Raw genomic sequence first — 26,706 nt, 5'->3', positions numbered from 1 at the left:
CGGTAAATATACTGTAGTAACGTATATTTACCGGAGTTAATTTTATGGAAATATTAAAGCGGAAAAAAATAATTCTGCTGGCACTGATGTTCTTATTTTTATATTTACTGGGCGGCGGAATTGCAATGCTGAAGAACGCATATGCCAAGGAACTGGTGAAGGAGAGTGCGGGAGATAACTGGGGGTTGGGTTTTGGAGCGAAGGGCCAGCCGCCTACGGGGAATGCGACACCTGCCGAGATGAAGAAATATAATGCCTATTATATTGGAGATACGGGGAAGAAAGTGATTTATCTCACCTTTGATGCCGGCTATGAGAACGGATATACGCCTGCCATATTGGAAGCCTTGAAAAAGCATGGGGTAAAGGCGACCTTTTTCCTGGTTGGCAATTACATCACAACACAGCCGGAGCTGGTCAAACAGATGCTGGACGAAGGGCACCAGGTAGCCAACCATACCTATAACCATCCCAATATGTCAAGCATTTCCTCGCCGGATTCCTTCCGCAAGGAGCTGGAGGACCTGGAAAATGCATTTGAAAAGGCAACCGGACAGAAGATGGTAAAATATTATCGCCCTCCTCAGGGAAAATACAGCATCAACAACCTGAAGATGGCAAAGGAACTGGGCTATTCCACCTTCTTTTGGAGCCTGGCCTATGTGGATTGGTATAATGACAAGCAGCCGACCAGAGAAGCAGCATTTGAGAAGCTCCTTGGAAGGATTCATCCCGGAGCAGTAGTGCTCCTGCACAGCACTTCCAAAACCAATTCGGAGATTCTGGATGAGCTGCTGACCAAATGGGAGGAGATGGGGTATACCTTCGGCTCTCTGGATGAACTGGTACAATAATCCTGGCCGTATATAATGTCCTGTAAAACAGAAATTTACAAAATTTAGAAGATAAATCGGGAAAAATATATACTTAAGATGAAATATTATACTGGAATATAGCAAATATTGATGTTACAATAGAATCTAGAACTAGTACCATTTTACCATATGCAATGCTGGTTATGTTTGACTGGGGAAGATACAAGGAGAGGAACTCTATGGAGACAAATCATTTCGATAAATATCAGGAATTTATGGAGAACACTATCTATAACCTATCTCAGAAGGTAACAACCCTTGAGAAAAAGCTGGATATGTTTACGAATCTTCTTGAGATAAGCAGATATATTAATCAGTATATTAAAGATCCTAATTTATTTAATTTAATCAGTGATATGCTGGTGGGAGTGTTTGGAGCGGAGCATTCTACTATTTACATCCGCACGGATAACGATTCCTACGAAGCGGTATCACAAAGACTGCCGAAGGAAAGGGTAGAGCTGGAGCGAAACCTGATTATACAGCACCGGGATGAGGAATTTATCATTAACATGGATACTCCGATCTATGATACTCCCGGGACAGGAGAGCGAATCCATTCCTGCCTGGGGGTACCTGTGAAGGTGGAAAACCGCCTCATCGGTTTTCTTCTGATCCAGCACAAGGAAAAGAATTATTTTACCAAGGAGCATGCGGTTTTCCTGTCCTTAATCGGTAATCATATCGGCGTTGCCATTGAGAACAATTTCTTGTACAAGCAGATCCGGGACAGCGCGTTCCGCGACGGTCTGACGGATATTTTTAATAAGAGGTATTTCTTTGAAACCCTGAATATGGTCACCAACCTGGTGGGAGAGAATTATTGTGTGGCGATTGTAGATCTGGATGATTTCAAAAGCATCAATGATACCTATGGGCATCCTATGGGAGATGCGGTTCTGAAGAAGGTTGCAAAGCTGATCCAGGGAGCAACCAGATCCAATGATATCGTAGCCCGCTACGGCGGTGATGAGATTATTCTCTTTTTGCAAAACATGACAGACAGGGAAAAGGTCAGACAGCGGATGGAGAAAATCCGGGAAGATATTGAGCATACAGTCGTCTCTTATGACGGTGTTTCCATCTCTGTTACCGTGAGCATCGGTGTATATATCAAGTACAACGAGACCCTCACTCTGGAAGAAGTGATTAAAAAAGCCGATGAGATCATGTATCTGAGCAAGAATGGCGGCAAGAATAAAGTATCTGTCGGATGAAATTGACAGTATTTTTACTTTGTACTTGACAAGACGAACAAAAATGATAGAATAAACTTAATTTTATAATTTATTATGGTTATGAAGAGGAGTAGTAGAAGGCTTCTGTCTTACAGAGAGTCACGGCTGGTGGAACGTGGCAGATAAGGACTTCGAACTCGCCTTGGAGCTCTTTGGCTGAAATGAAGTAGGCAAAGCGGGAGATCCCGTTACAGATCGAAGGAGTACATTGATCCTTTCGGGGGTGAGTGGACTAGAGTGGTACCGCGGATAGCAGTTCAAGCAGATTGAACCTCTTCGTCTCTAGATTATGAGATGAAGAGGTTCATTATTGTATAGGAAGTTCGTCCTATACGATAACATGCTTCGCAGGATGCACATGCCGCGCAAAAGGTGATGCTGCCTGAAGGCAGCTGGGCGGCAGCGCCAGAGTCCGCAAGCGGACTCTGAATTATAGTTAAGGAGGCAGTTAAGCAATGAGTGAGCATTATTCACCGGGTGAAGTGGAGAAAAAATGGCAGGAAATATGGGAGAAGGAGCAGGCATTCCGGGTAGGAACCGATAAGACAAAGCCGAAGTTCTATGCGCTGGTGGAGTTCCCCTACCCTTCGGGTCAGGGGCTGCATGTGGGCCATCCAAGGCCTTATACCGCCTTGGACGTAATTGCAAGAAAGAGGAGACTGGAAGGATATAATGTATTATATCCCATGGGTTGGGATGCCTTTGGACTTCCCACGGAAAACTATGCGATTAAAAATCACATCCATCCGAAGCTGGTCACAAAGAAGAATGTGGAGCGTTTTACAGAGCAGCTGAAGTCGCTTGGTTATTCCTTTGACTGGGACCGGGAGATTAATACCACGGATCCGGATTATTATAAATGGACCCAGTGGATCTTCCTGCAGTTATTCAAGAAGGGCCTGGCCTATAAGTCGGAGATGCCCATTAACTGGTGTACCTCCTGCAAGGTCGGTCTTGCCAATGAAGAGGTGGTGGGCGGTGTCTGTGAACGCTGCGGCGGAGAGGTGGTCCGCAAGGTGAAGAGCCAGTGGATGCTGAAGATTACAGAGTATGCCGATAAGCTCATCGATGATCTTGAATTGGTGAATTATATTGATAAAATAAAGGTGTCCCAGGTAAACTGGATCGGCCGTTCCGTAGGTGCGGAGGTGGATTTTAAGATTAGCGGCAAGGATGAGAATCTGAGGATTTTCACTACCAGGCCCGATACTCTCTTCGGGGCTACCTATATGGTTGTTTCCCCGGAGCATCCTCTGATTGATAAATATAAGGAGGAACTGGCCAATTATGAGGAGCTGATCAGCTACCGAGAGCAGGCAGCCAAAAAATCCGATTTTGAGAGAACAGAGCTGGCAAAGGATAAGACCGGCGTTGAGATCAAAGGACTTAGGGCGGTCAATCCGGTCAACAGCAAGGAAATTCCCATCTGGATCTCCGACTACGTGCTTATGACCTATGGAACCGGCGCAATTATGGCGGTGCCCGGACATGACGAACGGGACTGGGAATTTGCCAGGAAGTTCGGGCTTCCCATTATCGAGGTGGTGGCGGGAGGAAATGTGGAGGAAGCCGCCTATACCAATACCGGCACCGGTAAATTAGTGAATTCGGATTTCTTAAACGGTCTTGAGGTTGCCCAGGCCAAGGAAAAGATCCTGGAATGGCTGCAGGAACAGGGGATTGGAGAGAAGAAAGTCAACTTTAAGCTCAGGGACTGGGTGTTCTCCCGTCAGCGCTATTGGGGAGAGCCAATCCCGTTAGTACACTGTGACCACTGCGGTTATGTGCCGCTTCCGGAAAGTGAGCTTCCCCTGATGCTTCCTGAGGTGGAGAGCTATGAGCCTACGGATAACGGGGAATCCCCTCTGGCGACCATGACGGACTGGGTAGAGACCACCTGCCCCGCCTGCAAAGGAAAAGCACACAGAGAGACGGACACCATGCCCCAATGGGCCGGTTCCTCCTGGTATTTCTTAAGATATATTGATCCCCATAACAAGGATGCCTTTGCAAGCAAGGAAGAGCTGGATTACTGGATGCCGGTGGACTGGTATAACGGCGGTATGGAGCATACCACCCTCCATCTTTTATATTCCCGTTTCTGGCATAAGTTCCTCTATGATCAGGGCCTGGTAAGCACGCCGGAGCCTTATGCGAAGAGAACCTCCCACGGCATGATTCTCGGTGAGAATGGGGAGAAGATGTCCAAGTCCAGAGGAAATGTTGTAAATCCCGATGAAATTGTGGGCGAGTACGGTGCCGATACCCTGCGTACCTACGAGATGTTTATCGGAGCCTTTGATCTGAGCGCCGCCTGGTCCAACGAAGGCGTAAAGGGCTGCCGCCGCTTTATGGATCGTGTCTGGAAGCTGAAGGACATGGTTACCGGGGAAGAAGCTTACCGTGCCGGGCTGGAGACCAAGATGCACCAGACCATCAAAAAGGTAAGCCTGGACTATGAGAGCATGAAATACAATACGGCAATTGCCGCTATGATGTCCCTGGTGAATGAATTCTATAAGCAGGGATCCGTAACAAAGGGAGAATTCAAGACCTTACTGATTCTCTTGAATCCGGTGGCGCCCCATATCACGGAAGAGCTGTGGCAGGCCATAGGTGAAAAGGAGAGAATTTACCAGCAGGCCTGGCCCGTGTATGATGAGCAGAAGACCATCGAGGACACGGTTGAGATTGCGGTCCAGATCAACGGCAAGGTGAAAGCCAATCTGAGCATTGCCCTGGATGAGAAGCAGGAGGAGGTTCAGCCCAAGGCAATGGAACTGCCGGCAATTAAGGCGGCGCTGGAGGGCAAGACCGTGGTGAAGGTCATCTATGTCCCCGGAAGAATCCTTAATATTGTTGTAAAATAGGAAAGGTATAACGAATATGCTTCGGCCGTTGCAGAATGAATTTCTTCCATTTTGCAACGGCCCTTTTCTTCGGCAATTGATGGATTAAGTTGTAGATTTACTCTTTATTTGTTAAAATAGGGAAAGATAAAGTAAGAAGGAGGCGGCAGGCATCTTATGTATCATATACTTCTGGTAGAAGATGATAAGCAGATAGTGGATCATCTGACGGAATTTTTAAAAGGGGAAGGATTTCTTATTACTTCGGTGACAGGGCAGGGGGCTGCCATTGAAAGCATCCGTAACAATCCCTATGATTTATTGCTTCTGGATATCTCGCTGCCGGACGGCAATGGCTTTATTGTATGTAAAGCGGCAAAGGAGGAGAGGGATATTCCGGTTATATTCCTGACTGCATCGGGAGATGAATACAGTGTGGTGACCGGCCTTGATATGGGGGCTGATGACTATATTGCAAAGCCTTTCCGGCCGAGAGAGCTGGTATCCAGAATCCGCAGCGTGCTGAGAAGGAGGGGGAACGGTTCCCAGCTTCTTGAGGCAGGAGATGTAAAGATCGATACCGTAAAAGGAGTCGTGCTAAAAAGGGAGAGGGAAGTGTTTTTAACGGCTCTGGAATATCGTTTGCTGCTGGTGTTCATGAACAATAAGGGGATTATTCTGTCAAGGAATAAATTGCTGGAGGAGATCTGGGATATTGCCGGTGATTTTGTCAATGACAATACCCTGACGGTATATATAAAAAGACTCCGGGAGAAAATCGAAGATGATCCTCAAAATCCCGGCATTATTAAAACCGTCCGCGGCCTTGGCTACCGGGTTGAGGAAGGGTTAATGCGGTAATAGACAGGGAGACAGGAATGAAAAACAGGAATGCATCAATCGTAAGAAATCCCGAGATTAAAAGAGATATCATATTATTTTCTATCGTATTATTGGCGGGTACGTCCATAGGCTTCTTCATCAGTATTCCTACAGGGATTGCTGTGTTTTTGTCCGTCTTTCCGGTATCCGTCCTGCATTTTATTATTACTGATAAGAGGTATAGGAATATTGCCGGTCTGAGCCGGGAAATCGATAAGGTGCTCCATTCCCGGGAAGCGGTGGAATTCAGTGTATATAAGGAAGGGGAGTTATCCATCCTGCAGAATGAAATACAAAAGATGGTCATCCGTCTGAGAGAGCAAAGAGATGCTTTAAGCAAGGATAAAATATATCTGGCAGACTCCCTGGCGGATATCTCCCATCAATTAAAAACGCCATTGACCTCCATTAATCTTCTCCTTACTTTTTTAGAAAAAGAGGATATCACGGCAGAGCAGAAGGCAGGTTATATCCGAGATCTGAAAGGGCTCATGAAGCGGATTGACTGGCTGATTTCCGCCCTGCTGAGGCTGTCAAAGCTGGATGCGGGAACGGTCTCTTTTAAAGAAGAAAGGATTGATTTAAGGGAGGCCGTCAGACTTTCCCTTGAAACTGTTTTAATTCCTATGGAGTTAAAGGGGCAGCTTTTGAAGATGAATATTGAAGAAAACGCTTATATCATAGGAGATATGTCCTGGACGGTGGAAGCAATTTTAAATGTAATAAAAAACTGCATGGAACATACTCCAAATCAGGGAACAATAAAAATAAGCGGAATTTGCAATTCCATTTTTACAGAACTGGTTGTTGAGGACAATGGAACCGGAATTTCGGAGGAGGATTTGCCCCGTATCTTTGAACGGTTTTATAAAGGGAAGAATTCCTCCTCCCAGAGCATTGGCATAGGACTGGCCTTAGCCAGACAGATTATTGTAAGGCAGAACGGCACCATAAAAGCGGAAAATAAAAAAGAGGGCGGCGTCAGGTTTGTAATTCGTTTCTACTTCAAGTAAAGAGAAATGTGACATTTTTGTAATTTTCCAGTCACCGGTATGTCACCTGCCGGTGCTACAATCTGAAAAGGAAAGAAAAGTCAAGAACAGCTCAAAAAACATCGTATGGAGGCACATATGGAATTACTACGGGTAGAAAATCTGACAAAGCAATATGGCAAGGGAGAAAATGTAGTAAAAGCGCTGGATGGGGTATCCTTTTCCATAAAGAAAGGAGAATTTGTGGCAATTATCGGGCCCTCCGGTTCCGGTAAATCCACCCTTCTTCATATTCTGGGAGGTGTGGATAAGCCTACCTCCGGCAAAGTATACGTGAATGGAAAGGATGTATATCAACAGGGAGATGAACAGCTGGCCATTTTCAGAAGAAGGGAAGTGGGGCTGATTTATCAGTTCTATAATCTTTTGCCGGTTATGAATGTAACGGAAAACATCACCCTTCCGGTATTAATGGATCAGAGGGAGGTAAATGAGAAAAGGCTCGACGAACTGCTTCAAATACTGAATCTAAAGGGAAGGGAGAACCATCTTCCCAATCAGCTGTCGGGAGGGCAGCAGCAGAGGGTGTCCATCGGAAGGGCTTTAATGAACGCGCCCTCCATCGTTCTGGCCGACGAACCGACGGGCAATTTAGACCGTAAAAACAGTCAGGAAATCATCGAGTTATTGAAAACCTCCAATCAGATGTATCACCAGACTTTAATTATCATCACTCATGATGACAGCATTGCCCTGCAGGCGGACCGCATTCTGGCCATCGAGGACGGTAAAATTATTCGTGATGAGGTGATCCGCCCATGAATATTATGAATAAGTATACCCTTCGCACCTTGAAGATGAATAAGGTCAGAACCCTGATTACGATTATAGGAATTGTTCTATCCGTATCCATGCTGACGGCGGTTACTTCCCTGATCTCCAGCATGCAACGGTTTTCTGTCAATCATGCAATCTCCGAGGACGGAAGCTGGCATGGAGCAGTATTTCAATTGACAAAGGGGGAACTGGATACCCTTCTTTCTGATGAAAAGATAGTAAAGGCAGGTGTGGGACAGCATATTGGTTATGCTTATGGAGACACCATAAATGAAGATAAGCCTTATATTTATGTATATGGGCTGGGAGAAGGCTTTACCGGACTGCTTCCTGTGAAAATGACGGAGGGCAGTATGCCTGCCTCAAAAAATGAGATTATTCTGCCCAATCATCTGAAATATAACGGAGGGGTAATGCATCACGTGGGAGATGAGATTACTTTAGAGATAGGGGACAGATACATTGGAGAAGAGATATTGTACCAGCAAAATCCCTTTGTGCCAGGGGAGGACGGCACGCTGCCGGAGACCGACGCGGCAGAGAAATTGAGAATAAGGGAGACAAGAACCTATAAGGTAACCGGCTTTTATGAACGTCCATCCTTTGAGGATTACTCCGCATCCGGATATACGGCCCTTACCGTAGGGGACAGTGACAGCGGTACGGTTTATGATGCCTATATACGGGTGAAAAAGCCAAAGGATATCTATGCCTATATAAAAGATCACTATAAGGAAAAAGGGGCTGCTTTTAATAGCAGTTATTTAAGATATTTAAATGCTTCCAACAATAGCAATTTTAATAGAACCCTATATAGCCTGGGCGCAATTTTAATTATTATCATTATGTCTGGTTCCATATCCTTGATATACAATGCGTTCTCCATCTCTGTCAGCGAACGGATCAAGCAATTTGGCCTGCTTTCCTCCATCGGCGGAACAAGAAGGCAGATCATAAAAAGTGTATTATTTGAAGCTGCTGTTTTAAGCGGCATAGGAATACCGCTGGGAATTGCCGCCGGTATTGGAGGCATAGGAATCACCTTAATGTTCACCGAAAGTTTATTTTTAAATATATTGAATACGGATGTGGCACTGACCTTATATGTGTCGTGGCCTTCTGTTGTAATTGCAGGGGCTGTGGGCTTTGTTACAGTACTGATCTCCGCCCATATTCCGGCAAGACGGGCAGGAAAGGTGTCTGCTATTGATGCGATCCGTCAGTCAAAGGATATTTTGATTAAAGGCAGGAAAGTGAAAACCTCTCCTCTGGTTTATAAAATCTTTGGCTTAGAGGGAATGATAGCATCCAAAAACTTTAAACGAAACAGGAAGAAATACAAAGCCACTGTAATTTCTCTTTTCATGAGTGTGGTGTTGTTTATCTCTGCCAGCAGTTTTTGTACTTATTTAACCAAAGGAACAAGGACAGCGGTAAATGATCTGGAATATGATATTTATTATAGTTTTAATCCCGATGATGCCGGAGAAATCGGATATGAGGACGGTGCCAGGATATTGGGAAGCGTGGAAGGCGTTACGAAGCTGGGCTATAATTGGAATGTTTATACCATGATTAAGGTTAAGGCGGAGGAAATAAATAAAAGGTATCTTGATTACATCGGTGCGGGCCAGGATTCTAATCTTGACGCGGACGAATTGATTACGCTGGCAGGAAATCTTTTCTTTGTCGATGACAGCACCTTTTGGGAGTACTGGAAGGAGAGAGGATATTCTGAGGAAGACAAGGACGAATTTCCTTCCGCAATTATTGTGGATACGGTTAACTTTTATGTACAGGAGGAAGGAAGATATCATACTTACCGGGCGTTTGATAAGAAGGAGGTGGAATTTCATCTGCAGCCGGAGAATCAGGATACACAGGAAACCGGCGGAGAGACTGTTTTGACCGCGAGAACGGAGGAGAAGGGGCCTTTTGGAGTGAACAACTATAATTACGGGTCCTTGGTTGTGGTCTTCCCTCTGAGTCAGGTCGAAGATGTCTTAGAACTTCTGGGTATAGAAAATGCCCGTTATGCCTATTCCATGTATATGAAGACAACAGATCATAAGGAAGTGTATCAAAGGCTTTATAAAGCGGCGGAAGAAGGAGGGCTTTCCCCTTATCGCCTGTATGATATGATGGAAAGCACAGAAGGAAAACGGGCGATGATTACTGTAATACGTATTTTCTCCTACGGATTTATCGTCCTGATATCATTAATTGCGGCTGCAAATGTATTCAATACCATCACGACCAATATTGCCCTGAGGCGGGTGGAATTCGCCATGTTAAAATCTACAGGCATGACCAGGAAGGGCTTTCGGAAAATGATGAATTATGAATGCCTTCTATATGGCCTCCGAAGTCTGCTCTTTGGAATACCGGTTTCTATCGGGATCACCTATTTGATTTACCGCAGCATGGGCTACGGGGTGGAGATGGAATTTTTCCTGCCCTGGGACAGCATTATAGTGGCGGTGGGAAGTGTGTTCTTAGTTGTATTTTCTACCATGCTTTATTCCATGCATAAAATAAGCAAGGAAAATACCATAGATACATTAAAAAACGAAAATATATGATATGCTAAAAGACGAAGCGGAAATGATTTCGCCCCTAGGCCCATGCAGCTATAGTTTGCTGGAGGCGGACTTGATTGATAAATTTGGAGTTCGCTGGTGTATCTTTGTCTGACGTTCCAGAGGCGGACTCAAACCTTTCGAGAATGCAAACGAAATCATAAAAGCTTGCCATAAGATTAGGGGCAGAAAACCGTTTTGGCTTTCTGCCCTCTGTTTTACAGCATCCTTTGATTTGTATTACAGACTGCTATAAAATATATGAATTCCTTTTTCGATCTCATAGCTGCGGCCATCGATAAGAACGGAGGTCTTCACCGGTGTTTCGATTTCATAACGCCATACACCGTCTCCCTTTTTCCATTCTGAACGGATTAAGCCGTGCCTGGTGTCCAGGGAAGCCTTTAGCCAATCCAGACGCTGGTCCGGAACGGGAGAGATGGTCACCCTCTCGTACCCGGGATGTTCTTCCACGGGCTTAATTCCGGCAGCAACACCGTATACCCAGTCTGCTACGGCACCGTAAGCATAATGGTTATAGGAATTCATATCGGAGCTCCAGAAGTCTCCGTTTTCCATAATGCCGTCCCAGTGCTCCCAGATGGTGGTAGCTCCCTTTGTAACAGGATATAACCAGGAAGGATATTGCCGGCGGAGCAGTAAGGAATAGGCTAATTCGGCATAACCGTAGCTGCTCAGTACGTGGAGCAGATAAGGTGTCCCGACGAAACCGGTCTGAAGCTTGATACCGCATTCCTTCACCATAGCGGCCAATTGATCCGCAGCCGCCTGACAATCCGGGGCTAATTTAAAGTGCGCGGCAAGGACGCACTCGGTCTGCGTATGATACTCCGGATATGCGGTCCGGAAGGCAGTCACAATATTGTGGTATAATTCCCCGTATTCCCGTACATCCGCTCCCAACACCCGGCCTGCCTTTACGATCAGAGAGGTGGAGTAAGCATAGAAGGCGGAGGCGATAAAGTCTTCCCGCGAAGAGCCCTTGTAGCTTCCGGAGGGAGCATCCAGGCCCAGCCAGTCGCCGAAATGAGTTCCACCAGTCCAGAGATATTGATCTCTGGTATGAGAGGTAATATATCCGACCCATTTTTTCATGCATTCGAATTGGGAAGCAAGAATCTGAGGGTTACCATAGGCGAGATAAATTTCCCATGGACAGATGGCGGAAGCGTCGCCCCAGGCGGCACTGCCTCCCTGTCCCAATATATCGGGTATGACATGGCCGACCCGGCCGTCTTCCTCCTGGTCGGCGGCCATATCGGCCAGCCATTTGGTAAAGAACTTCTCCACATCGAAGTTCAGCGCGGCTGTCTTCACAAATACCTGGGCATCGCCGGTCCAGCCTAAACGCTCGTCCCTCTGGGGACAGTCCGTAGGAACATCTAAGAAATTACCCTTCTGGCCCCAGATAATATTGTCAAAGAGCTGGTTCAGCAGAGGATCGGAGCAGCTGAGACGACCTGTCCGCTTGATATCGGAGTGTATTGCAATGGCATGGAAATTCTCCGGCTTGGCAGCCTCGATACCGCCGGGAAATTGATCTACACGGATGTAGCGGAAGCCAAAGAAGGTAAGCCGGGGCTTGTAGCTCTGTATGCCAGCCTTGCAGATATAGTGATACTTTGCCTTCGCGCTGCGGTAATTTTCCGTATAGAAATTACCTTCCTTGTCCATTACCTCCGCATGAGAGAGGAGGACCTCCTCACCTTCTTTGGCACATACATTGATTTCTACATAGCCGGTTACCACCTGGCCGAAATCAATTACCACCTCACCCTTGGGAGTGCGGAAGAGGCGTGCGGCCTGAAGGCGTTCCTGTTCATGAATTTCTTCGCCCTGCTGTTTAATGAGGGTATCAGAGGGTCCCTGGAAAAGTTCGACGTCCTGCACCGTATCTGTGGTGAAGACAGCATCGTAGGTTTCGCCGTCATATATTTCCGAAAAACGTATCTTGCTTTCCTTACAGCTCCAGGTCTCATCCGTGACGATAGTCGCAGCAGTACCGCCTTCGTAATGCAGCTCCAATTGTGCCAGAAGTCCGGCGGGCATTTTGCGCAAATGATCCTGCACATCGGCGCCGGGCCAGGCCAGTCTGCTTCGATACCAGCCCTTTCCTACGGTTACCAGAAGCTGATTATCCCCTTTCAGTAAATCCGTAACATCATATTCCTGATATTGGAGCCTCTTGGTATAAGTGGTCCAGCCCGGTGCCAGCACATAATTGCCGATTCGCACTCCGTTAAGCTCTGCCTCATATACGCCAAGAGCTGTAATGAATAATTTGGCCTCCCGGATCTTGCCCTGGGCCGGGAAACTCTTCATAAACAGTGGGCTTACATCACCCATGTCAGCTGCCGGTTTCAGCCATTTTGCTTTCCATTCCATAATGATAATCCTTCCTTTCTCACAGCCTTGTTTTTCCAGGATGCAGGAACAAATCTGTGTTTAAAAAATCTTTGATGATTCAACGGAAACATCTCCGTATTGATAAATAATTATTTCCTTGTTGACTTTAAGGATAGCAGAGAATATGATAAAATAAAACACCTGTTTATTGCTAATATAGGGGGTGATTTTAACCTGAATGAAAAAAGAACATACTCTGGGATTAAGAGAATTATATGAGAACAGGAACAGTGCAGAGAAGCTTATCATCATGCCCTATCAGCAGGAGGATATTGAGGCCCACGATCATGAGTTCTTTGAGCTGGCCTACATAACCGGAGGCTCCAGTCTTCACACCCTGAATGATGACAGCATTGCCGTATCTGCGGGAGATTATTTTATTGTGGACTACGGAAGTGTTCATAGCTATACCTCCAGCCGGGATTTTGCCTTGATTAACTGTCTCTTTCTGCCGGAGATTATTGATGACACATTAAAAGGATGCATCTCCTTTGAGGAGCTGATGCATGGCTGTCTGCTGCGTTATTATAGGACTTATCTGGGGAGGACGCCTGTAAACCGCATCTTCCGGGATGAGGACGGAAGGGTGCTGCAGCTTTTGGAAGGCATGATGAGAGAGTACCGGAATAAGCAGGTGGGATATACGGAGATATTCCGGTGCAGATTGCTGGAGATTCTGATCATAATGATGCGGCATATCGTCGGTGACAGCTCCGGGATCACTGATAATACAGTGATTTTGGATGTGATAGAATACATCAAGATTCATTACGCCGGACAGAAGCTATTGGACGGCTTTTGTAAGAAACATCATTTTACCCCCCAGTATATCAGCCGTAAGTTTAAACAGGAAACAGGATTTACTGTAAGCGAATACTTGCAGCGGGTACGGATGGAGAGGTGCTGTGAAATGCTGACAGGAAGCTCCAGGCCCGTTTCAGAAATTGCCCAGGCAGTGGGATATAATGATATCAAGTTTTTCAACAAGGTATTTAGAAGAATGTTAAATATGTCGCCCAGAGAATACCGTAAAATGTCTTTTCATGGGTAGAGGAGCATATGAGGGGGGCTATCGCCCCCTCATATGGGTCATTGCTCTGCCTATTCTATTTTGAAGAGTCTCGGTTTGAGGAGTCCCGGAGCAGGTGGTGCAGGATCGCAATGACTAAGGCGGTGATGAGAGAATTCACGAAACCGTTCATATTAATCCCTTTCACCATGGCATCGGACAGCATAATGGTCCAGGCATTCACAATAAAGCTGAAGAGACCAAAGGTAATGAGGTTAAAGGGCAGAGTCAATAAAAGCAGGATGGGTTTTACCAGCAGGTTGGCGAGGAACAGAACGAAGCCCATAACCAACAGGGAGGGAATGCTCTTAATGGTAATCGAAGGAATTACTTTGGACAGAAGAAAGATCGCTGCCACAGCGGATATATATTTTAATAGAAGCTTTGACATGATACCTCCCAAATTCATTGTATTTTGATAGCTACACTAACATTTTTGGCATTTACATCAACCAGGTCGCAGGCTTTCTGGTCCATGAAAGATTGAAGCAGGATATCCACGGATTCAACCAGTTCTTTTCCAGCCCTCACCCACTGTCTGAAGGATGAATGGGAAGGGAGATCATTGGGAATAAAGAAACATGCCAGTTCCATGAGCTCTGCCAGGCATTGGGAGAATTCCTTCAATGCATACAGGCTGATGGGCAAATTAAGGCGGAAAGGCCTTGTTCCGTCAATATAAATCTTAACCCACATAATATGAGAACCCCTATTCCACATAGATCTTCACCTTTATCATAGAATTCTCTTCTTCGGACCAGGCCTCCACGTCTATAATATCCGGATCCTCCAGGGTGCCGTTAATAATATCATCAATAATTTGAGAAAAATCAATGCTGGTAATATCAATGCCCTTGCTTTCCATCTTTGCTCTGGCATCGTTGGGGATAGCTCCTGTCATCCGGGTGGCTATTTCACCAATGGTTGTTAATAATTGCAAGGGAACATTCACGTTCACATTAACGGTTGAGTTGTCAGAGGAGACTCTGATCTTTAGAAACTTATACTTACCCGTATTTTTAATAACCCTGGGCAGCTTCGGAGAATCCTGGCGGTTCTCCTCTGCGCCGATCTGCTTTAATGCTTCCAGCAGCTCCATTCCCTCGGCTGCGGTAATCTGTCCCTTTTCGATCATTTCCAGAATCTTTAATTGTTCACTCATACTGTTACCTCCCTATTCTTATTGATCCTATGGCAAGTGTCGTATTGACTGCCTTTGCTTCCTATAGATTTCTAATTCGGTCCGCCGCTTCCTTCGCTGTGATCCCGCCCTGGGAAAGCTGTTCGAGAATCTGGTTTTTAGCCGTTTCCTTGGCCTCCCGGTCTTTGATCTCCTCCTTGGAAGGGGTCTCATATCCCAGGCTTCGGATGACGGAGTCCAGCTTGCTGCGGACAGTGGGGTAGGAGATCCCCAGTTCTTTCTCCACGTCCTTTATGCTGCCGCGGCATTTGATGAATATTTTGACAAAGTCCAGATCCTCCTCCGGCAGACGGCAGAATTCACAGGGATGGAAATCTCCTTCAATGATTGTGGAACATTTCGGACAGTTCAGCTTTATGATCGAGAGCTTCTCTCCGCAGACAGGACATGTACCCGGCGCTTTATATTTCATCAGTCTCTCCCTCCTATTCTATGTTTATGCCATTAATATACATCTATTCATGATTGTTGTCAATGATAGTATTAATAAATTTAATGATATAATTAATATTATTGATTTTAGTATTAAATATATTGATAAAAGCATCATTAGGAATAAAGAAATGAATTATTCGGTCAGGGAGTTTGTAAAAATTTATTGTCTCCGGGAATAATTGATGGTAAGATGGATGTAAATCTTGGATAAGATTCAAGGGAAGAGTTTGAATGTAACTTATAAGCTTAGGTTATTTAGATAGAAAGGACGTTTTACATGAATTATGACATGCTGGAGAAAGTAATCTGTGATACCATCAAGGAAGAGCAGATCAAGCTTGGATATGAAAAGGAAACGATCCGTCTGTATTACCCGATGAGGTCGTTGGCCAATATTCTGGAAGAAGATCTGAAGGAATATACCGGAATGGACAAAGCGCTGGAGCAGTTTGCCCTTAGGACTGCGGATAAGCTGGGCCGTTTGAAGATAAGCCATAATGGAGATCGTTATTGTATCCTGATACCGCCTGCGGGAGCGGCATATGTCCATGAGAATTATGGCGACAATCCATTCCTGTCCGCGTTCATCGATATAATCAGAAGGAATGACTGTACCCTGGAGCAGATCATGGAAGTCTTCTATTCCTTTTCCGGTGAAGTGGAATGTGAGAAGAGCGCTACGGATGAATTTGATTATGTGATTTATTTCCGGGATAATGCGGCGGATGATTACCGTTATTGTATTAAATTTGATTATGGACATACTGTTTATCACCGTTTTACTCCGGGGGATTTTGAGAATCTCATGGAAGAGGTCTCGAAGGAAGCTTCCGGGGAAGCCGCAGAGGATGTACCGGAAGCCGGAGAGGAAGAGGCGGAGGAGCCTTCGGAGGAAGAGGAGGAGGTCGACGCTGTGAAGGAGGAGAGATACCAGAAGCTGGTGAGGTTAAAGGATGCGATCCGCTGTATGACCACCTGTGATGAGAAGCTGGAAATGTATAAAAAGGCAGTAAAGCAGTTCAAAGCCATGGGTGATTATAAGGAATCCGGAGCATTTGCCGAAGAATGCAAGCTTCTGATCAAAGAGACCAGAAAGAAGCTCAAGAAGAAAATATACAAGGCCGCCCTGGACAAAAAGGAATCAGCTAAAAAGGCTGAGGATTACAAGGCAGCGGCGGCGGAATTCCGTAAGCTCAGCGGTTATAAGGATGCGGATGATCTGGCAATGGAGTGCGAAACCTTAAGCAGCCGTATGGAAAACAGGATGGTAAAAGGGCGTCTGCTTCGCATGGGGCTGACGGTGGTTGCGGCAGCAGTGGTATTGTATCTGATCGTCAGCCGGATCATTTAAAGAGGTAAGTAAGCTTGCAGTCTATTCCTCCCATAAGGTAATTGACTATTGGTTATCTGTTACGTATACGGTGCATCGGACCTTGGTACCGTCTTCGCTGGCGTAGACATAGGCCCGGCCCTTTTTCCAGGCAGTAATTTGGCCATTCTGGTCTACGGTGACAACATTCTCATTGCTGCTGCTCCAGGTAACGGGATTTCCCGAGGAGACCCGGGCGCTTAAGGATGCCGCGGCATTGACCTTTAGATTCAATTCGCTTTTACTCAGCTCAATTGCGGGAGATGCGACGGTTACCTCACAGCTGTGGGATATCCCGTCCACGGTGGCAGTAATTGTGGCGGTGCCATGCTTTATTGCCGTAATGGTTCCTGATTCATCTACGACAGCAACGCTTTTTCGATTGGTCTTCCATTTGGGAGCGACCCCGGAAGACACGGAGGCTGTCAGCCTGGAGGTCTGACCCCGGAACAGCTTTACCTTTGTCTGGCTCAGCTTCACCGTTGGAAGCTTTACCTTGACCAGACAGGTCTGGGAGCTTTTGTCGGCCGAGGCGGTGATCAGCGTTTCTCCCGGCTTTATGCCGGTGATTTTACCGTTTTCATCAATAATGGCGACACTCTTTTTGCTGCTTTTCCAGGTGATGGGGGTTTTTGTTGAGGACTTGGCCGTGAGCTGATGAACAGCGTTCCGTTCCAGAGAGACGGAGGCCTCGCTGATTGTGATGGTTGTTTTCTGCACTGTGACATGGCAGGATGCTTCACCGCCTTTGATTTTGGCCGTGATGGTTGCCGTGCCCGCTTTCTTGGCGGTGATTTTACCATAGGTATTAACCGAGGCGATGGCAGAGGAGCTGCTCTTCCAGGCAGGCATTGTGCCGTTGGTAGTGATGGCGATTAGCTGGAGCTCATCACCGATGCTCATGGTTGCTTTATACTTGGAGAGTATTACAAATTGAATAGAATTTGCCTTGGCATGGACCGGCGGATGAAGAGCAGATACCGGGAGCAGGGCGGTGCAAATCAGGATTGACAATAAGAATTTTTTTAAATGTAACATAGGATCCTCCCTTTCTTGGATGGGAGGAATAGATTAAATAGAAACAAGCTTACCCTTATTCTACCATATGGATTGGGAAAGGAATATTGGCAGAACAGATAAAAATCGGGCAGAAATTGGAGGAATTGAACAATGAAGAAAATTGAGGCAAATAAATCCTTTGGAATATTCCAATATAACGCACCGGTGACACTGACCTTTGTTCTCCTGTCTTTTCTCGTGCTGATGCTGGGATATCTCACCCGGAATGCCTCCACGACCCTGTTGTTCTGCACCTATCCGGCACCGCTGACCAATCCCCTGACCTATGTCCGGCTTCTGGGCCATGTGCTGGGGCATGCGGATTGGAAGCATTATTCCGGCAATATGGTGCTGTTCCTGGTGCTGGGACCTCTGCTGGAAGAGAAGTACGGCTCCGGAACTCTTCTTAAAATGTTTGCCTTTACCGCATTGATCTCCGGGTTGATTTACATGATTTTCTTTCCCCAGAACGCTCTCCTTGGCGCCAGCGGCATCGTATTTATGATGATCGTGCTGTCCTCGGTGGCGGGAATGCAAAACGGCAAGATCCCCATCACCCTTATTCTTGTGATTATCATCTATCTGGGCAGGGAGATAACAGACAGCCTGGGGTCAACCGACACCATAGCCCATGTGGCACATGTTACAGGAGGTTTGTGCGGCGCTGTATTTGGAATGCTCCTGGTTAAGAAGCATTAACTCCGTATTTATTAAAATTCTATGATTTTATTGCGGATTCACTTCACTATTTTGAAAACAATGTTATAATGTCCAAGATGAGCAGATTAGTCCGTGACAGACCTTCCAGAAGAGGAGCAGATATGTTTGGTTACGTCAATGTATATAAACCGGAATTGAAGATGAAGGATTTTTATAAATATAAAGCATACTATTGCGGTTTATGTAAGACACTGAAGGACAATTACGGGCGTTTCGGCCAGATGACCCTCTCCTATGACATGACCTTTCTCATCCTGCTGCTTACTTCACTGTATGAATGTGAGACGGTACATTTGCAGGGCAGATGTATGGCACATCCCATGAAAAAGCATGATTCCTTGGTGAATGAAATAACCGAATACGTGGCGGACATGAACATCGCCCTTACGTACCATCATCTGCGGGATGACTGGAAGGATGAGAAGAATCCGGCGGGCCTGGCCGGAGCCGGAATGTTAAAACGGCACTATCGGCGGATTAACCGCAAGTATCCAAGGCAATGCAAGGCGATTGAAATGAGCCTGGCGGAGCTGGCGCAGTGCGAACAGCGCCGGGAGACTAATATCGACCTGGCAGCGCGCTGCTTTGGGGAATTAATGGCAGAGCTCTTTGCCTACCGCCGGGACCAATGGGAAGAGGGACTTCGGACCATCGGTTTTTATCTTGGAAAGTATATCTATATCCTTGACGCATATGATGATATGGAAAAGGATAAGAAGCATAACAGCTATAACCCGCTGCTTTTGCAACAGGACCAGGAAGAGCTGGGGGAGGAATGCCGCCGTATTCTGACGATGATGATGGCGGAATGCACCAGGGAATTTGAAAAGCTTCCCTGTCTGCTGGATGTGGATATTCTCCGCAATATCTTATATGACGGAGTATGGACGAAATTTGATAAAATTCAAAAGAGAGAGAAACAACCGCAATAGTTTACAATAAAGGAAGGAACAGAAGCATGATATCGAATCCCTATAAAGTACTTGAAGTATCCCCTAATGCGTCAAATGATGAAATAAAGAAAGCATACCGTGAGCTCAGCCGCAAATACCATCCGGATTCCTACGTGGATAATCCCCTGGCGGGCCTTGCCGAGGAGAAGTTCAAGGAGGTCCAGGAGGCCTATGAGCAGATCATGAAGGAGAGAGAGGGCGGTTATCATTCCGGCTCCGGTCAGGCTGGTTACGGCTCAAGCTATAGCGGAGGCAGCGATTACGGCGAGCTTGACGCGGTGGTCGGCTATCTGAACGCCCGCCGGTACCGGGAAGCGCTGCAAATACTGTCCGCGGCGGAACACCGCAATGCGAGATGGTATTATTTCAGCGCCATAGCCAATGTAGGGATCGGAAATAATGTGACCGCACATGACCACATCACCCAGGCCATGCGGATGGAGCCCAACAATCAGGAATATGTCAATTTATATAACCAGCTGCAATGGCAGAGCCAGAGATATAACGGAGGCCGCTACAACAGTCCGGCGAACGGCGGCTATGGTACCAGCAACCTCTGTCTCGATCTGTGGTGTGCTGATACCTTGTGCGAATGTATGGGAGGAGATCTGATTTCATGCTGCTAAATGCAAAGAAGATGGCGTTTTTAGGGTTGCTGCTTGCGGTAACTGTATTGCTCATTGTATTAAGCGGAGTATTTGAATTTAACACCCTGTTCCTGCTGGGAGCCGCCTCCTTTGGGGTGGGGATCGCGATTCGGGAGAGCAGCATCCGTTATGGCTTCGGCTTTTATCTGGGAGCCATTCTCCTGGGGTTGATTCTGGCACCCAATAAGCTCTATTGCATTACCTTTGCCGTCATGGGAATGTATCTTGTGATAATTGAATATTCCTTTGACCGGCTGGCAGGTATGAAGCAGACCGTGGACCGCCGGAAGCTGTATTGGCTGATCAAATATATCACTTTTAATATTATGTATCTGCCGCTGTTGATTTTTCTGCCTAAGCTGATCTATCAAGGGAAGATCAGCTGGGGGATACTCGGACTTCTGCTGATTGCAGGGCAGGCGGCACTGCTGGTATACGATATGGCATACCGGTATTTCCAGAGTACTGTCTGGGGCAGAGTAAGAAACAAATTTCTTCAGAAATAAATATCTAAATGTAGAATCAGCTGCCGGTGCTGGTGTAATGGCGGACCCCAATCCGCCAGACGGTCAGGGAGAGCAGGAGAAATGCCGCTCCGGAGGGCAGGGACAAAAAGCCCAAGGGAAGAGGCTCGCCCCAGCCGCAGATGACAGAGGCCGGATAATAGCTGATCAGGAGCATTGGCATGAAAGCCGCGTACGAAGGTCTCGGCCAATCCGAAGCTGGTCAGAGCCATGGCGTAGATTAAATTTAAGAAAATTCAAAAAAGAGGTCATATCTTTCGGAAAAGTTGCCGATAACAGTTATGGCCTCCTTTTTATACAGGCTGTTTTGTGTTGACCAAGGTAATATCAAAAGAGGTGGATTGTTACCAGTCCATATCATACAGTAATGAAGAAAGGTGAAAGGAAGAATTATGCACACAAACAAAACAACGAGCGGTACGCCCTTCGTCTTAAGTTCGTTTCAAAAGACGAAAGGCTGCAGAAACCTGGGATTAGCTTTAATTCTTTTCTTGATGGCAGCGGCTGCCTTCCTGCTCCCCCGGTCGGCTCAGGCCTCCGGAAGTATTTCGATCAAAGAGATTAATTATCAGAACAGCACCATCACACTGCAGTTAAACAGCGGTGATACGACAGCTTACTTCTCGGATTCCGCCAGGAAAACATGGGAAGAGGTGCCGGGAAACGTCGGCAGCGGCAAGACTATCACCATGGATATTTCGTGGGTGAGCGCGGCCAAGAATTATGTAATGACTTTTAAAGGAGACAAATCCGACACGGTTGTATCCGTAACGATACCCAAACAGGCAACTAATTTTAAAACCACCTTTAATAAGGTGAAAGGAACCGTGACCTTCAGCAATATGGGCGGACGTACCATTGAGTGGCGTAAAAAGGGAAGCACGGCCTGGAAGACGGTGGATACCAATACGATATCCAAAGAGGTGAGTTATCTCTATGCCAACGGCGCAACGCTTTATTTCCGTCTTGCTCCGGTGAACGGAACCAGCATAACCAATGTAGGCTTCCGCCCCAGTAAGGAAGTTACGATAACAATACCGAAGAAACCTTCGGCTCCTTCTATCTCCATCAACGGCTCCAGGTTCACGATTGCGGTAAAAAAGGGAATGGCATACCGTATCATGGATGCCGATGTTGCCGTTACGGACTGGATTAACATCAGCAGGAGTTCCGATCTGCCGCTGAAGAATGTGGCGCCGGAAGTTCTCTATGACACTCCGGCACAAAAGGAAGTGACTCTTCAGTTTAGAACCAATGCCACCAGTTCGGCGGTTGTGTCCAAGACGGCCACCGTTACGGTGCCGGTACAGGAGGGTCCCCCCGATGCGGACATTTACGGAATTTCTTTAAATTATACAAGCTCAACCTCTCTGTCCCTTCAGGTCAAAGCGGCCAGCGCAAAAGTGCCCTTTGAATATACGGTAATCCCGGATGGACATGAGCTGAACTATCAGACGGCAGTCTGGACGGAGATCAATTCCAGCGCTGCGGTTACGCTGGACAGTACGAAAGCAAAAGCAGGCAGCCATATCTATGTGAGGAAAAAGTCTGTCGGTACCGCGGGGAGCGAGGAATATGCCCTGGCATCCTCCGAACTGGATGTGACAGGAAGCGGCGGGGTGGAATATCCGGCTTCTCCCACGGCTTCTGCATTGACCACACTGATTACCACGTCGGGAGTATGTAAGAGCAGCAAGGCCTCCAGCTACCTGACCTTTACCCTGTACAGCGCCACTTCCACAACCGTATCCTCCCTCAGCTTTGAGGATGCATATGGGATCAATCGGGGAACGGTGGATATTAAGAGTACGGTTGCCAAGAACTCCGCAAGCAGGGACAGCGGGGATCAGTATATTATTACGACAAAGATTACCTCGACAGAGAAGATTGACAGGGTTACGGAAGAATTATTATATGGGAAGATTACCCTGGCTAACACCGATGTCATCACCAGCAGTGCAACAGCAGGAGTGCTCCTGTATCTGTATCCCAACAGCAGGGTGAATAACCCGGCGGACAGCACCGGTAAGGACTACACAACTGATTTTAAGAGAATATATATGTCCGGAGACGGAAGCGACGCATCCAGCTTCAAATTCCGTTTGGATCTGGGAACTAAATTTGTAATTGATCCCTCCGGAGTTAACAAGTATACCTCCGAACCCACCGCCATCAGCTACATCAAATTTGACGGCTATACTCTGGTGAAAGGTACGGACTATACCGTAGAAGATGCCTCCTATGTCAACGATGAGGATGAAACGGTGCCGGCTGTGACGGTAACGGTCAATGTGGCCAACTTTGAAACATCTTCTCCCATTGATATCACGGATACGGCGGCTCCGCTGGAGATTTATCTGAACAATAATGAAGTCCTGGATGAAGATGTCCGTATCACCCTGGTTAATACCGCGACGCTGCAGGACGCGCCGATTGCCTGGTCCATTACAGAGGGAAGCCTGAAGGAAACCACCACCTCAACGGTAACCAAACCCGATAATACCACCTCAACGGTAACGGAAGAGGTAATTACTTATACACTTGAGCTGAGCCTGTTCAGCAATTCCTACAGCGTAAGCGTCTCAGATGTGACCTGGGGAGGAACCTCCGTCTTCGGATCGGCTAAGATATCCGGCGGAAAGGCAATCATACACCTGTCCAATGCAAAGATTAACAGGCTGACTACCGAGACCACCACGACGAATAATATAGTAATCACTCTGAGTAATGGTTTTGTCATCCGTACCGGATGTAAGCTGACAATTCTGAATGCATCCTAGGAGGGAGAACTTATGAAAAAGATTAGATATCAAATACTAACAATATGTGCGGCGGTTGTTCTTCTGTTCTGTCTGGCACCCCAGAGCAGAGCTTATGCAGGGACGGCTTCGGCTGTTTCCTTCGGAAGGATCGACTACGAGGATTTGACCATGCAGGTCTACAGCAACAACAATACAGTGGTATATTATTCCACCGACGGCAGTACCTGGTCGGAGCTGGAAAGTGAATACAATGCACAAGCGGGAGCCTATAGCATGGATATTGCCTGGGTATCCGCCTCCAGTGATGTGACCCTTTACTTTAAGGGAGATACGGTGAAGACAGTGAAGACAGTTGTGCTGCCTTCTGCCAATTCCTCTATCAGTGTGGAGTATGACAGGGTGGAAGGGGAATTTACCTTCAGCTCCGTAGACGCGGCAGATGATTTTGAATGGAGAAAGACCTCGGACTATTACTGGAACAAGGTCAGCCTGACGGAAAGCTCCGCCAGCTACCAGGATTTTATGGCGACAATGGAGAGCCTGCGGACCAAGGGAGGAAAGATTGTCATCCGTACCCCCCAGACAATCGGAACAAATGCCGATAATCCGGGAACACGTCCCAGTGCGGAGGTAACCATCACCATTCCGGCCAGGGCGGCAGCTCCGGCAATTAAGGTGAACCTTACGAAGCTGACACTGAATACTGCTTCCTCCATGGAGTATTATGATGAGGCAACCGGTTTTTGGATGGAGTGTGACAGTAATATGAGTCTTGAAGATATTGCGCCGAAGGCATTGGCTGTCAATGGAGGACGGACGGTGACCCTGCAATTCCGCAAGGCAGCCACCAATACGGCACCCTATTCCAAGACTCGGATCCTGACCATACCCGGTCAGGGGGCGGCTCCCACCATTGGGGGAAATACCAGCGATCTGTCCTATTATTATACAGGTAAGGATTCAAAGCTGGTACTGCAGTTCAACAGCGCCTCCGCTGCAAACGCATACCAGTATGTTATAGTGAAAGAAGGCGGAACCTTTAACCCGGCCGGCTCCTGGAAGACGGTGACTTCTTCCAAGGCAATTGTTCTTTCTAAAGCAACAGCACCCAAGGGCTGTACGGTTTATATAAGGAAAAAAGGAGTTGACGAAAATGCCGCGAAGAATATTCCTCTGGCATTGCCCTCCGCTATAAACAGCTTTACCACATTGAATTAGTAACAACAGAAACATCAATAAGGTCTATGATCTGCTTTGCGGGTCATAGACCCTTTTATTGTGATTTTATAAAGTTTTTATTATATTCATTCAGAAATCTCACATTTTAAACACAGAATATTCATAGTTATCCATTACTATTATATGGAAGGTTATAAAACACAAAATCACTGCAATAAACAAAAGGAGACGGAACATGCGAAAAGTAACAGCTTTTATTATGGCTGCGGTTCTGCTGCTGCCAATTCCCATCTCAGCGCAGGGAACCAGGCACGTCCAGGCTGCAAGCAATGCGCAGAAAGTAATTGACGCATTGGAGATTATGAAGACGGATAAGGGGGAGATCAGCCCGGATACAACCAAGATTACCAGGGCTCAGTTTGCACAGCTCCTTGTCAATATGTCGTCTTTCAAGGATGCCGCGGCGGTATCCAGCAATGTATCCTTATACAGTGACGTATCCAGGAAGCACTGGGCGGCGGGCTATATCAGGACAGCCATATCCGGCGGATGGATGTACGGCTATCTGGACGGTTCCTTTCAGCCGAACAAGGGCGTTACCCTGATGGAAGCAATCCATGGAGTGCTGAAGCTGCTGGGTTATACCGACAGTGACTTTGGAACCAATGCCACAGCCAGCAAGCTGGCCTTGTACACCTCCAAGAAATTAAATAAGGATATCACCGTGACGAGAAAGGATTCCTACCTCAACTACAGCGATTGTGTAAATCTGTTCTATAATGTGCTGAATACCACAACAAAGGACGGCAGGGTATATGCCGAGACCCTGGGATATTCCCTGGACGGCAAGGGGGAACTGGATTACCTGTCGGTAGTTAACACCGGGACAGAGGGGCCGATCATTGCCGGAAATAACTGGTCCGCCTCCATTCCCTTTTCCATTGAGAAGGCCTCTTTTTATAAGAACGATATCAAATGCAGCTATAGGGATATCGATAAATACGATGTCCTGTATTATTCCAAGAGTGCCGGAATTGTATGGGCTTATGATAAAAAAGTGACCGGAATTCTCAGCGCAGTCAATCCGGACCGGATGAATCCCACCTCTGTGACGGTGGCGGGAGCAGCCTACAGCTTTGAAAACAGCGCGGCCTCCCTTGCATTCTCCTCCGTGGGGAGCATTTCCAAGGGGGATATCATTACCCTGCTGCTGGGTAAGAACAATACGGTGGCCGGTGTCCTGACACAGGAGGAGTACAGTACCACCATCACCGGACTGGTGATGAGCCAGGGAGTACATAGAGTAGAAAATAAGCAGGGGATTTACGAGAACACCGGTTATGTCAGCTTTGTGGATGCCGCAGGCAATACCTATACCCAGGATTATGATGAGAATGTGGTCTCTTTTTATGAGGAGGATATTATCCAGGTGAAATATGAAGGCGGTAAGGCCGCCGTCAGTAAGATGAATTCCTACTATTATACCTTGAACGGCACCTCTTTCAGCAGTGACGGCACCTCCCTGGGAGGAAAGAAGCTGGCCTGGGATGTTAAAATTCTGGATTACAGCAATGGCAAGTTCATCAGCGTATATCCGGTCCGCCTTGCCGGAAGCATTGTGATGGGCTGCTATTATTATGATACCAATGCCAGCGGTGAGATACAGAATCTCATTCTTAAAAATGCAACCGGCGATATGGACGCCTATGGAATCTATACCGGCTTTTCCTTTACTGGAAATACGGGCACCTATCGTTATATTATCAATGGCACGGAAGGCGGGCTGAGCCAGTCTGTATACAGCGATTTCTCAATGACAGAAGGGCCGACGGGCTTTCGTTACAAGAATGACGAGATTTCCTCCTCCTATGCCTTGCAGGGGATTGAGGTGGATTCCGTCGCCGCCGCGTCCATTGTCTCACAGTCGAATTCCTATGAGATGGCGGAGAACCTTGGGGTATATTATCTGTCTAATGGGGAGTATATTGCAACTACCCTGGATAAGGTTAAGAATCTGGCCGAGTATAAGCTGAAGGCATACTATGACAAAGCAGCCTCCCTGGGCGGAAGAATCCGCATCATTGTAGCTGAGAGCAGGATAAAATAACG

Annotated in this window: 23 protein-coding genes and 1 other annotated feature; of the genes, 16 read left to right on the top strand and 7 right to left on the bottom strand. The window is 46.9% G+C overall.

Annotation, left to right across the window (positions count from 1 at the left end):
- The first annotated feature begins 44 nt into the window (after positions 1 to 44).
- From HNQ56_RS04525 to HNQ56_RS04495, 7 genes are all read left to right on the top strand, one after another.
- Positions 45 to 854 (top strand): polysaccharide deacetylase family protein, encoded by an 810-nt coding sequence (locus HNQ56_RS04525; RefSeq protein ID WP_429143253.1) that lies wholly within the window; start codon positions 45 to 47, stop codon positions 852 to 854.
- 200 nt (positions 855 to 1,054) lie between these two features.
- On the top strand, positions 1,055 to 2,092 hold the full coding sequence (locus HNQ56_RS04520) for a sensor domain-containing diguanylate cyclase (RefSeq protein WP_429143251.1): 1,038 nt from the start codon (positions 1,055 to 1,057) through the stop codon (positions 2,090 to 2,092).
- A gap of 72 nt (positions 2,093 to 2,164) precedes the next feature.
- Positions 2,165 to 2,400 (top strand) — a binding site (T-box leader).
- 168 nt (positions 2,401 to 2,568) lie between these two features.
- The gene (leuS, locus tag HNQ56_RS04515; RefSeq protein WP_429143249.1) at positions 2,569 to 4,983 is read left to right on the top strand and encodes a leucine--tRNA ligase; all 2,415 of its coding nucleotides are present in this window, start codon (positions 2,569 to 2,571) and stop codon (positions 4,981 to 4,983) included.
- A gap of 156 nt (positions 4,984 to 5,139) precedes the next feature.
- Positions 5,140 to 5,823 carry a response regulator transcription factor gene (locus tag HNQ56_RS04510; protein ID WP_429143247.1) on the top strand — a complete coding sequence of 228 codons (684 nt, stop codon included), beginning with the start codon at positions 5,140 to 5,142 and terminating at the stop codon, positions 5,821 to 5,823.
- 17 nt (positions 5,824 to 5,840) lie between these two features.
- Positions 5,841 to 6,857 carry a sensor histidine kinase gene (locus HNQ56_RS04505; RefSeq protein ID WP_429143245.1) on the top strand — a complete coding sequence of 339 codons (1,017 nt, stop codon included), beginning with the start codon at positions 5,841 to 5,843 and terminating at the stop codon, positions 6,855 to 6,857.
- Between the two features lie 117 nt (positions 6,858 to 6,974).
- Positions 6,975 to 7,658, top strand: a complete 684-nt coding sequence (locus HNQ56_RS04500; protein ID WP_429143243.1) for an ABC transporter ATP-binding protein — start codon at positions 6,975 to 6,977, stop codon at positions 7,656 to 7,658.
- Positions 7,655 to 10,255, top strand: a complete 2,601-nt coding sequence (locus HNQ56_RS04495; protein WP_429143242.1) for an ABC transporter permease — start codon at positions 7,655 to 7,657, stop codon at positions 10,253 to 10,255. The genes HNQ56_RS04500 and HNQ56_RS04495 overlap by 4 nt, the downstream gene beginning before the upstream one ends.
- Before the next feature lie 237 nt (positions 10,256 to 10,492).
- Here the strand turns inward: HNQ56_RS04495 and HNQ56_RS04490 are convergent, their stop codons facing one another.
- Entirely contained in the window at positions 10,493 to 12,658 is a 2,166-nt protein-coding gene (locus tag HNQ56_RS04490; RefSeq protein ID WP_429143240.1) for an alpha-L-rhamnosidase, read from the bottom strand.
- Between the two features lie 199 nt (positions 12,659 to 12,857).
- Here HNQ56_RS04490 and HNQ56_RS04485 point away from each other — a divergent pair, with 199 nt between their 5' ends.
- Positions 12,858 to 13,730 carry a helix-turn-helix domain-containing protein gene (locus HNQ56_RS04485; RefSeq protein WP_429143238.1) on the top strand — a complete coding sequence of 291 codons (873 nt, stop codon included), beginning with the start codon at positions 12,858 to 12,860 and terminating at the stop codon, positions 13,728 to 13,730.
- Between the two features lie 55 nt (positions 13,731 to 13,785).
- Here the strand turns inward: HNQ56_RS04485 and HNQ56_RS04480 are convergent, their stop codons facing one another.
- The 4 genes from HNQ56_RS04480 to HNQ56_RS04465 all read right to left on the bottom strand — a co-directional run bounded on the left by HNQ56_RS04480 (position 13,786) and on the right by HNQ56_RS04465 (position 15,361).
- Positions 13,786 to 14,139, bottom strand: coding sequence for a phage holin family protein (locus tag HNQ56_RS04480; protein WP_429143236.1), 354 nt, complete (start codon positions 14,137 to 14,139; stop codon positions 13,786 to 13,788).
- Between the two features lie 14 nt (positions 14,140 to 14,153).
- On the bottom strand, positions 14,154 to 14,444 hold the full coding sequence (locus tag HNQ56_RS04475) for a hypothetical protein (RefSeq protein ID WP_429143234.1): 291 nt from the start codon (positions 14,442 to 14,444) through the stop codon (positions 14,154 to 14,156).
- A 13-nt stretch (positions 14,445 to 14,457) separates the two neighbouring features.
- Positions 14,458 to 14,910 carry an SHOCT-like domain-containing protein gene (locus HNQ56_RS04470; RefSeq protein ID WP_429143233.1) on the bottom strand — a complete coding sequence of 151 codons (453 nt, stop codon included), beginning with the start codon at positions 14,908 to 14,910 and terminating at the stop codon, positions 14,458 to 14,460.
- A 61-nt stretch (positions 14,911 to 14,971) separates the two neighbouring features.
- Positions 14,972 to 15,361, bottom strand: a complete 390-nt coding sequence (locus HNQ56_RS04465; RefSeq protein ID WP_429143232.1) for a DUF2089 domain-containing protein — start codon at positions 15,359 to 15,361, stop codon at positions 14,972 to 14,974.
- 300 nt (positions 15,362 to 15,661) lie between these two features.
- Here HNQ56_RS04465 and HNQ56_RS04460 point away from each other — a divergent pair, with 300 nt between their 5' ends.
- Entirely contained in the window at positions 15,662 to 16,735 is a 1,074-nt protein-coding gene (locus HNQ56_RS04460) for a DUF3877 family protein (protein ID WP_429143230.1), read from the top strand.
- A 45-nt stretch (positions 16,736 to 16,780) separates the two neighbouring features.
- On the opposite strand, the gene HNQ56_RS04455 is transcribed toward HNQ56_RS04460, so the two are convergent.
- Positions 16,781 to 17,791 (bottom strand): Ig-like domain-containing protein, encoded by a 1,011-nt coding sequence (locus HNQ56_RS04455; protein ID WP_429143228.1) that lies wholly within the window; start codon positions 17,789 to 17,791, stop codon positions 16,781 to 16,783.
- Positions 17,792 to 17,923: 132 nt separating this feature from the next.
- Between HNQ56_RS04455 and HNQ56_RS04450 the strand changes: the two genes are divergently transcribed.
- The 4 genes from HNQ56_RS04450 (at position 17,924) to HNQ56_RS04435 (ending at position 20,638) form a co-directional block, all read left to right on the top strand.
- The gene (locus tag HNQ56_RS04450; protein ID WP_429143226.1) at positions 17,924 to 18,511 is read left to right on the top strand and encodes a rhomboid family intramembrane serine protease; all 588 of its coding nucleotides are present in this window, start codon (positions 17,924 to 17,926) and stop codon (positions 18,509 to 18,511) included.
- A gap of 122 nt (positions 18,512 to 18,633) precedes the next feature.
- On the top strand, positions 18,634 to 19,464 hold the full coding sequence (locus HNQ56_RS04445; protein WP_429143823.1) for a DUF5685 family protein: 831 nt from the start codon (positions 18,634 to 18,636) through the stop codon (positions 19,462 to 19,464).
- 26 nt (positions 19,465 to 19,490) lie between these two features.
- Positions 19,491 to 20,111, top strand: coding sequence for a J domain-containing protein (locus HNQ56_RS04440; protein WP_429143224.1), 621 nt, complete (start codon positions 19,491 to 19,493; stop codon positions 20,109 to 20,111).
- Positions 20,102 to 20,638 carry a hypothetical protein gene (locus HNQ56_RS04435; RefSeq protein WP_429143222.1) on the top strand — a complete coding sequence of 179 codons (537 nt, stop codon included), beginning with the start codon at positions 20,102 to 20,104 and terminating at the stop codon, positions 20,636 to 20,638. The genes HNQ56_RS04440 and HNQ56_RS04435 overlap by 10 nt, the downstream gene beginning before the upstream one ends.
- Positions 20,639 to 20,654: 16 nt before the next feature.
- On the opposite strand, the gene HNQ56_RS04430 is transcribed toward HNQ56_RS04435, so the two are convergent.
- On the bottom strand, positions 20,655 to 20,819 hold the full coding sequence (locus HNQ56_RS04430) for an ABC-2 family transporter protein (RefSeq protein ID WP_429143220.1): 165 nt from the start codon (positions 20,817 to 20,819) through the stop codon (positions 20,655 to 20,657).
- A 229-nt stretch (positions 20,820 to 21,048) separates the two neighbouring features.
- Between HNQ56_RS04430 and HNQ56_RS04425 the strand changes: the two genes are divergently transcribed.
- From HNQ56_RS04425 to HNQ56_RS04415, 3 genes are all read left to right on the top strand, one after another.
- On the top strand, positions 21,049 to 23,436 hold the full coding sequence (locus tag HNQ56_RS04425) for a hypothetical protein (protein ID WP_429143218.1): 2,388 nt from the start codon (positions 21,049 to 21,051) through the stop codon (positions 23,434 to 23,436).
- A 12-nt stretch (positions 23,437 to 23,448) separates the two neighbouring features.
- Positions 23,449 to 24,636 (top strand): hypothetical protein, encoded by a 1,188-nt coding sequence (locus HNQ56_RS04420; RefSeq protein ID WP_429143217.1) that lies wholly within the window; start codon positions 23,449 to 23,451, stop codon positions 24,634 to 24,636.
- Positions 24,637 to 24,832: 196 nt separating this feature from the next.
- Positions 24,833 to 26,704, top strand: a complete 1,872-nt coding sequence (locus HNQ56_RS04415) for an S-layer homology domain-containing protein (protein WP_429143215.1) — start codon at positions 24,833 to 24,835, stop codon at positions 26,702 to 26,704.
- Positions 26,705 to 26,706: the final 2 nt, after the last annotated feature.

Origin of the sequence: Anaerotaenia torta (assembly GCF_050433395.1) — a bacterium.
Classification (GTDB): Bacteria; Bacillota; Clostridia; order Lachnospirales; family Lachnospiraceae; genus Mobilitalea; species Mobilitalea torta.
This window is presented reverse-complemented; position numbering and strand designations above follow the sequence as displayed.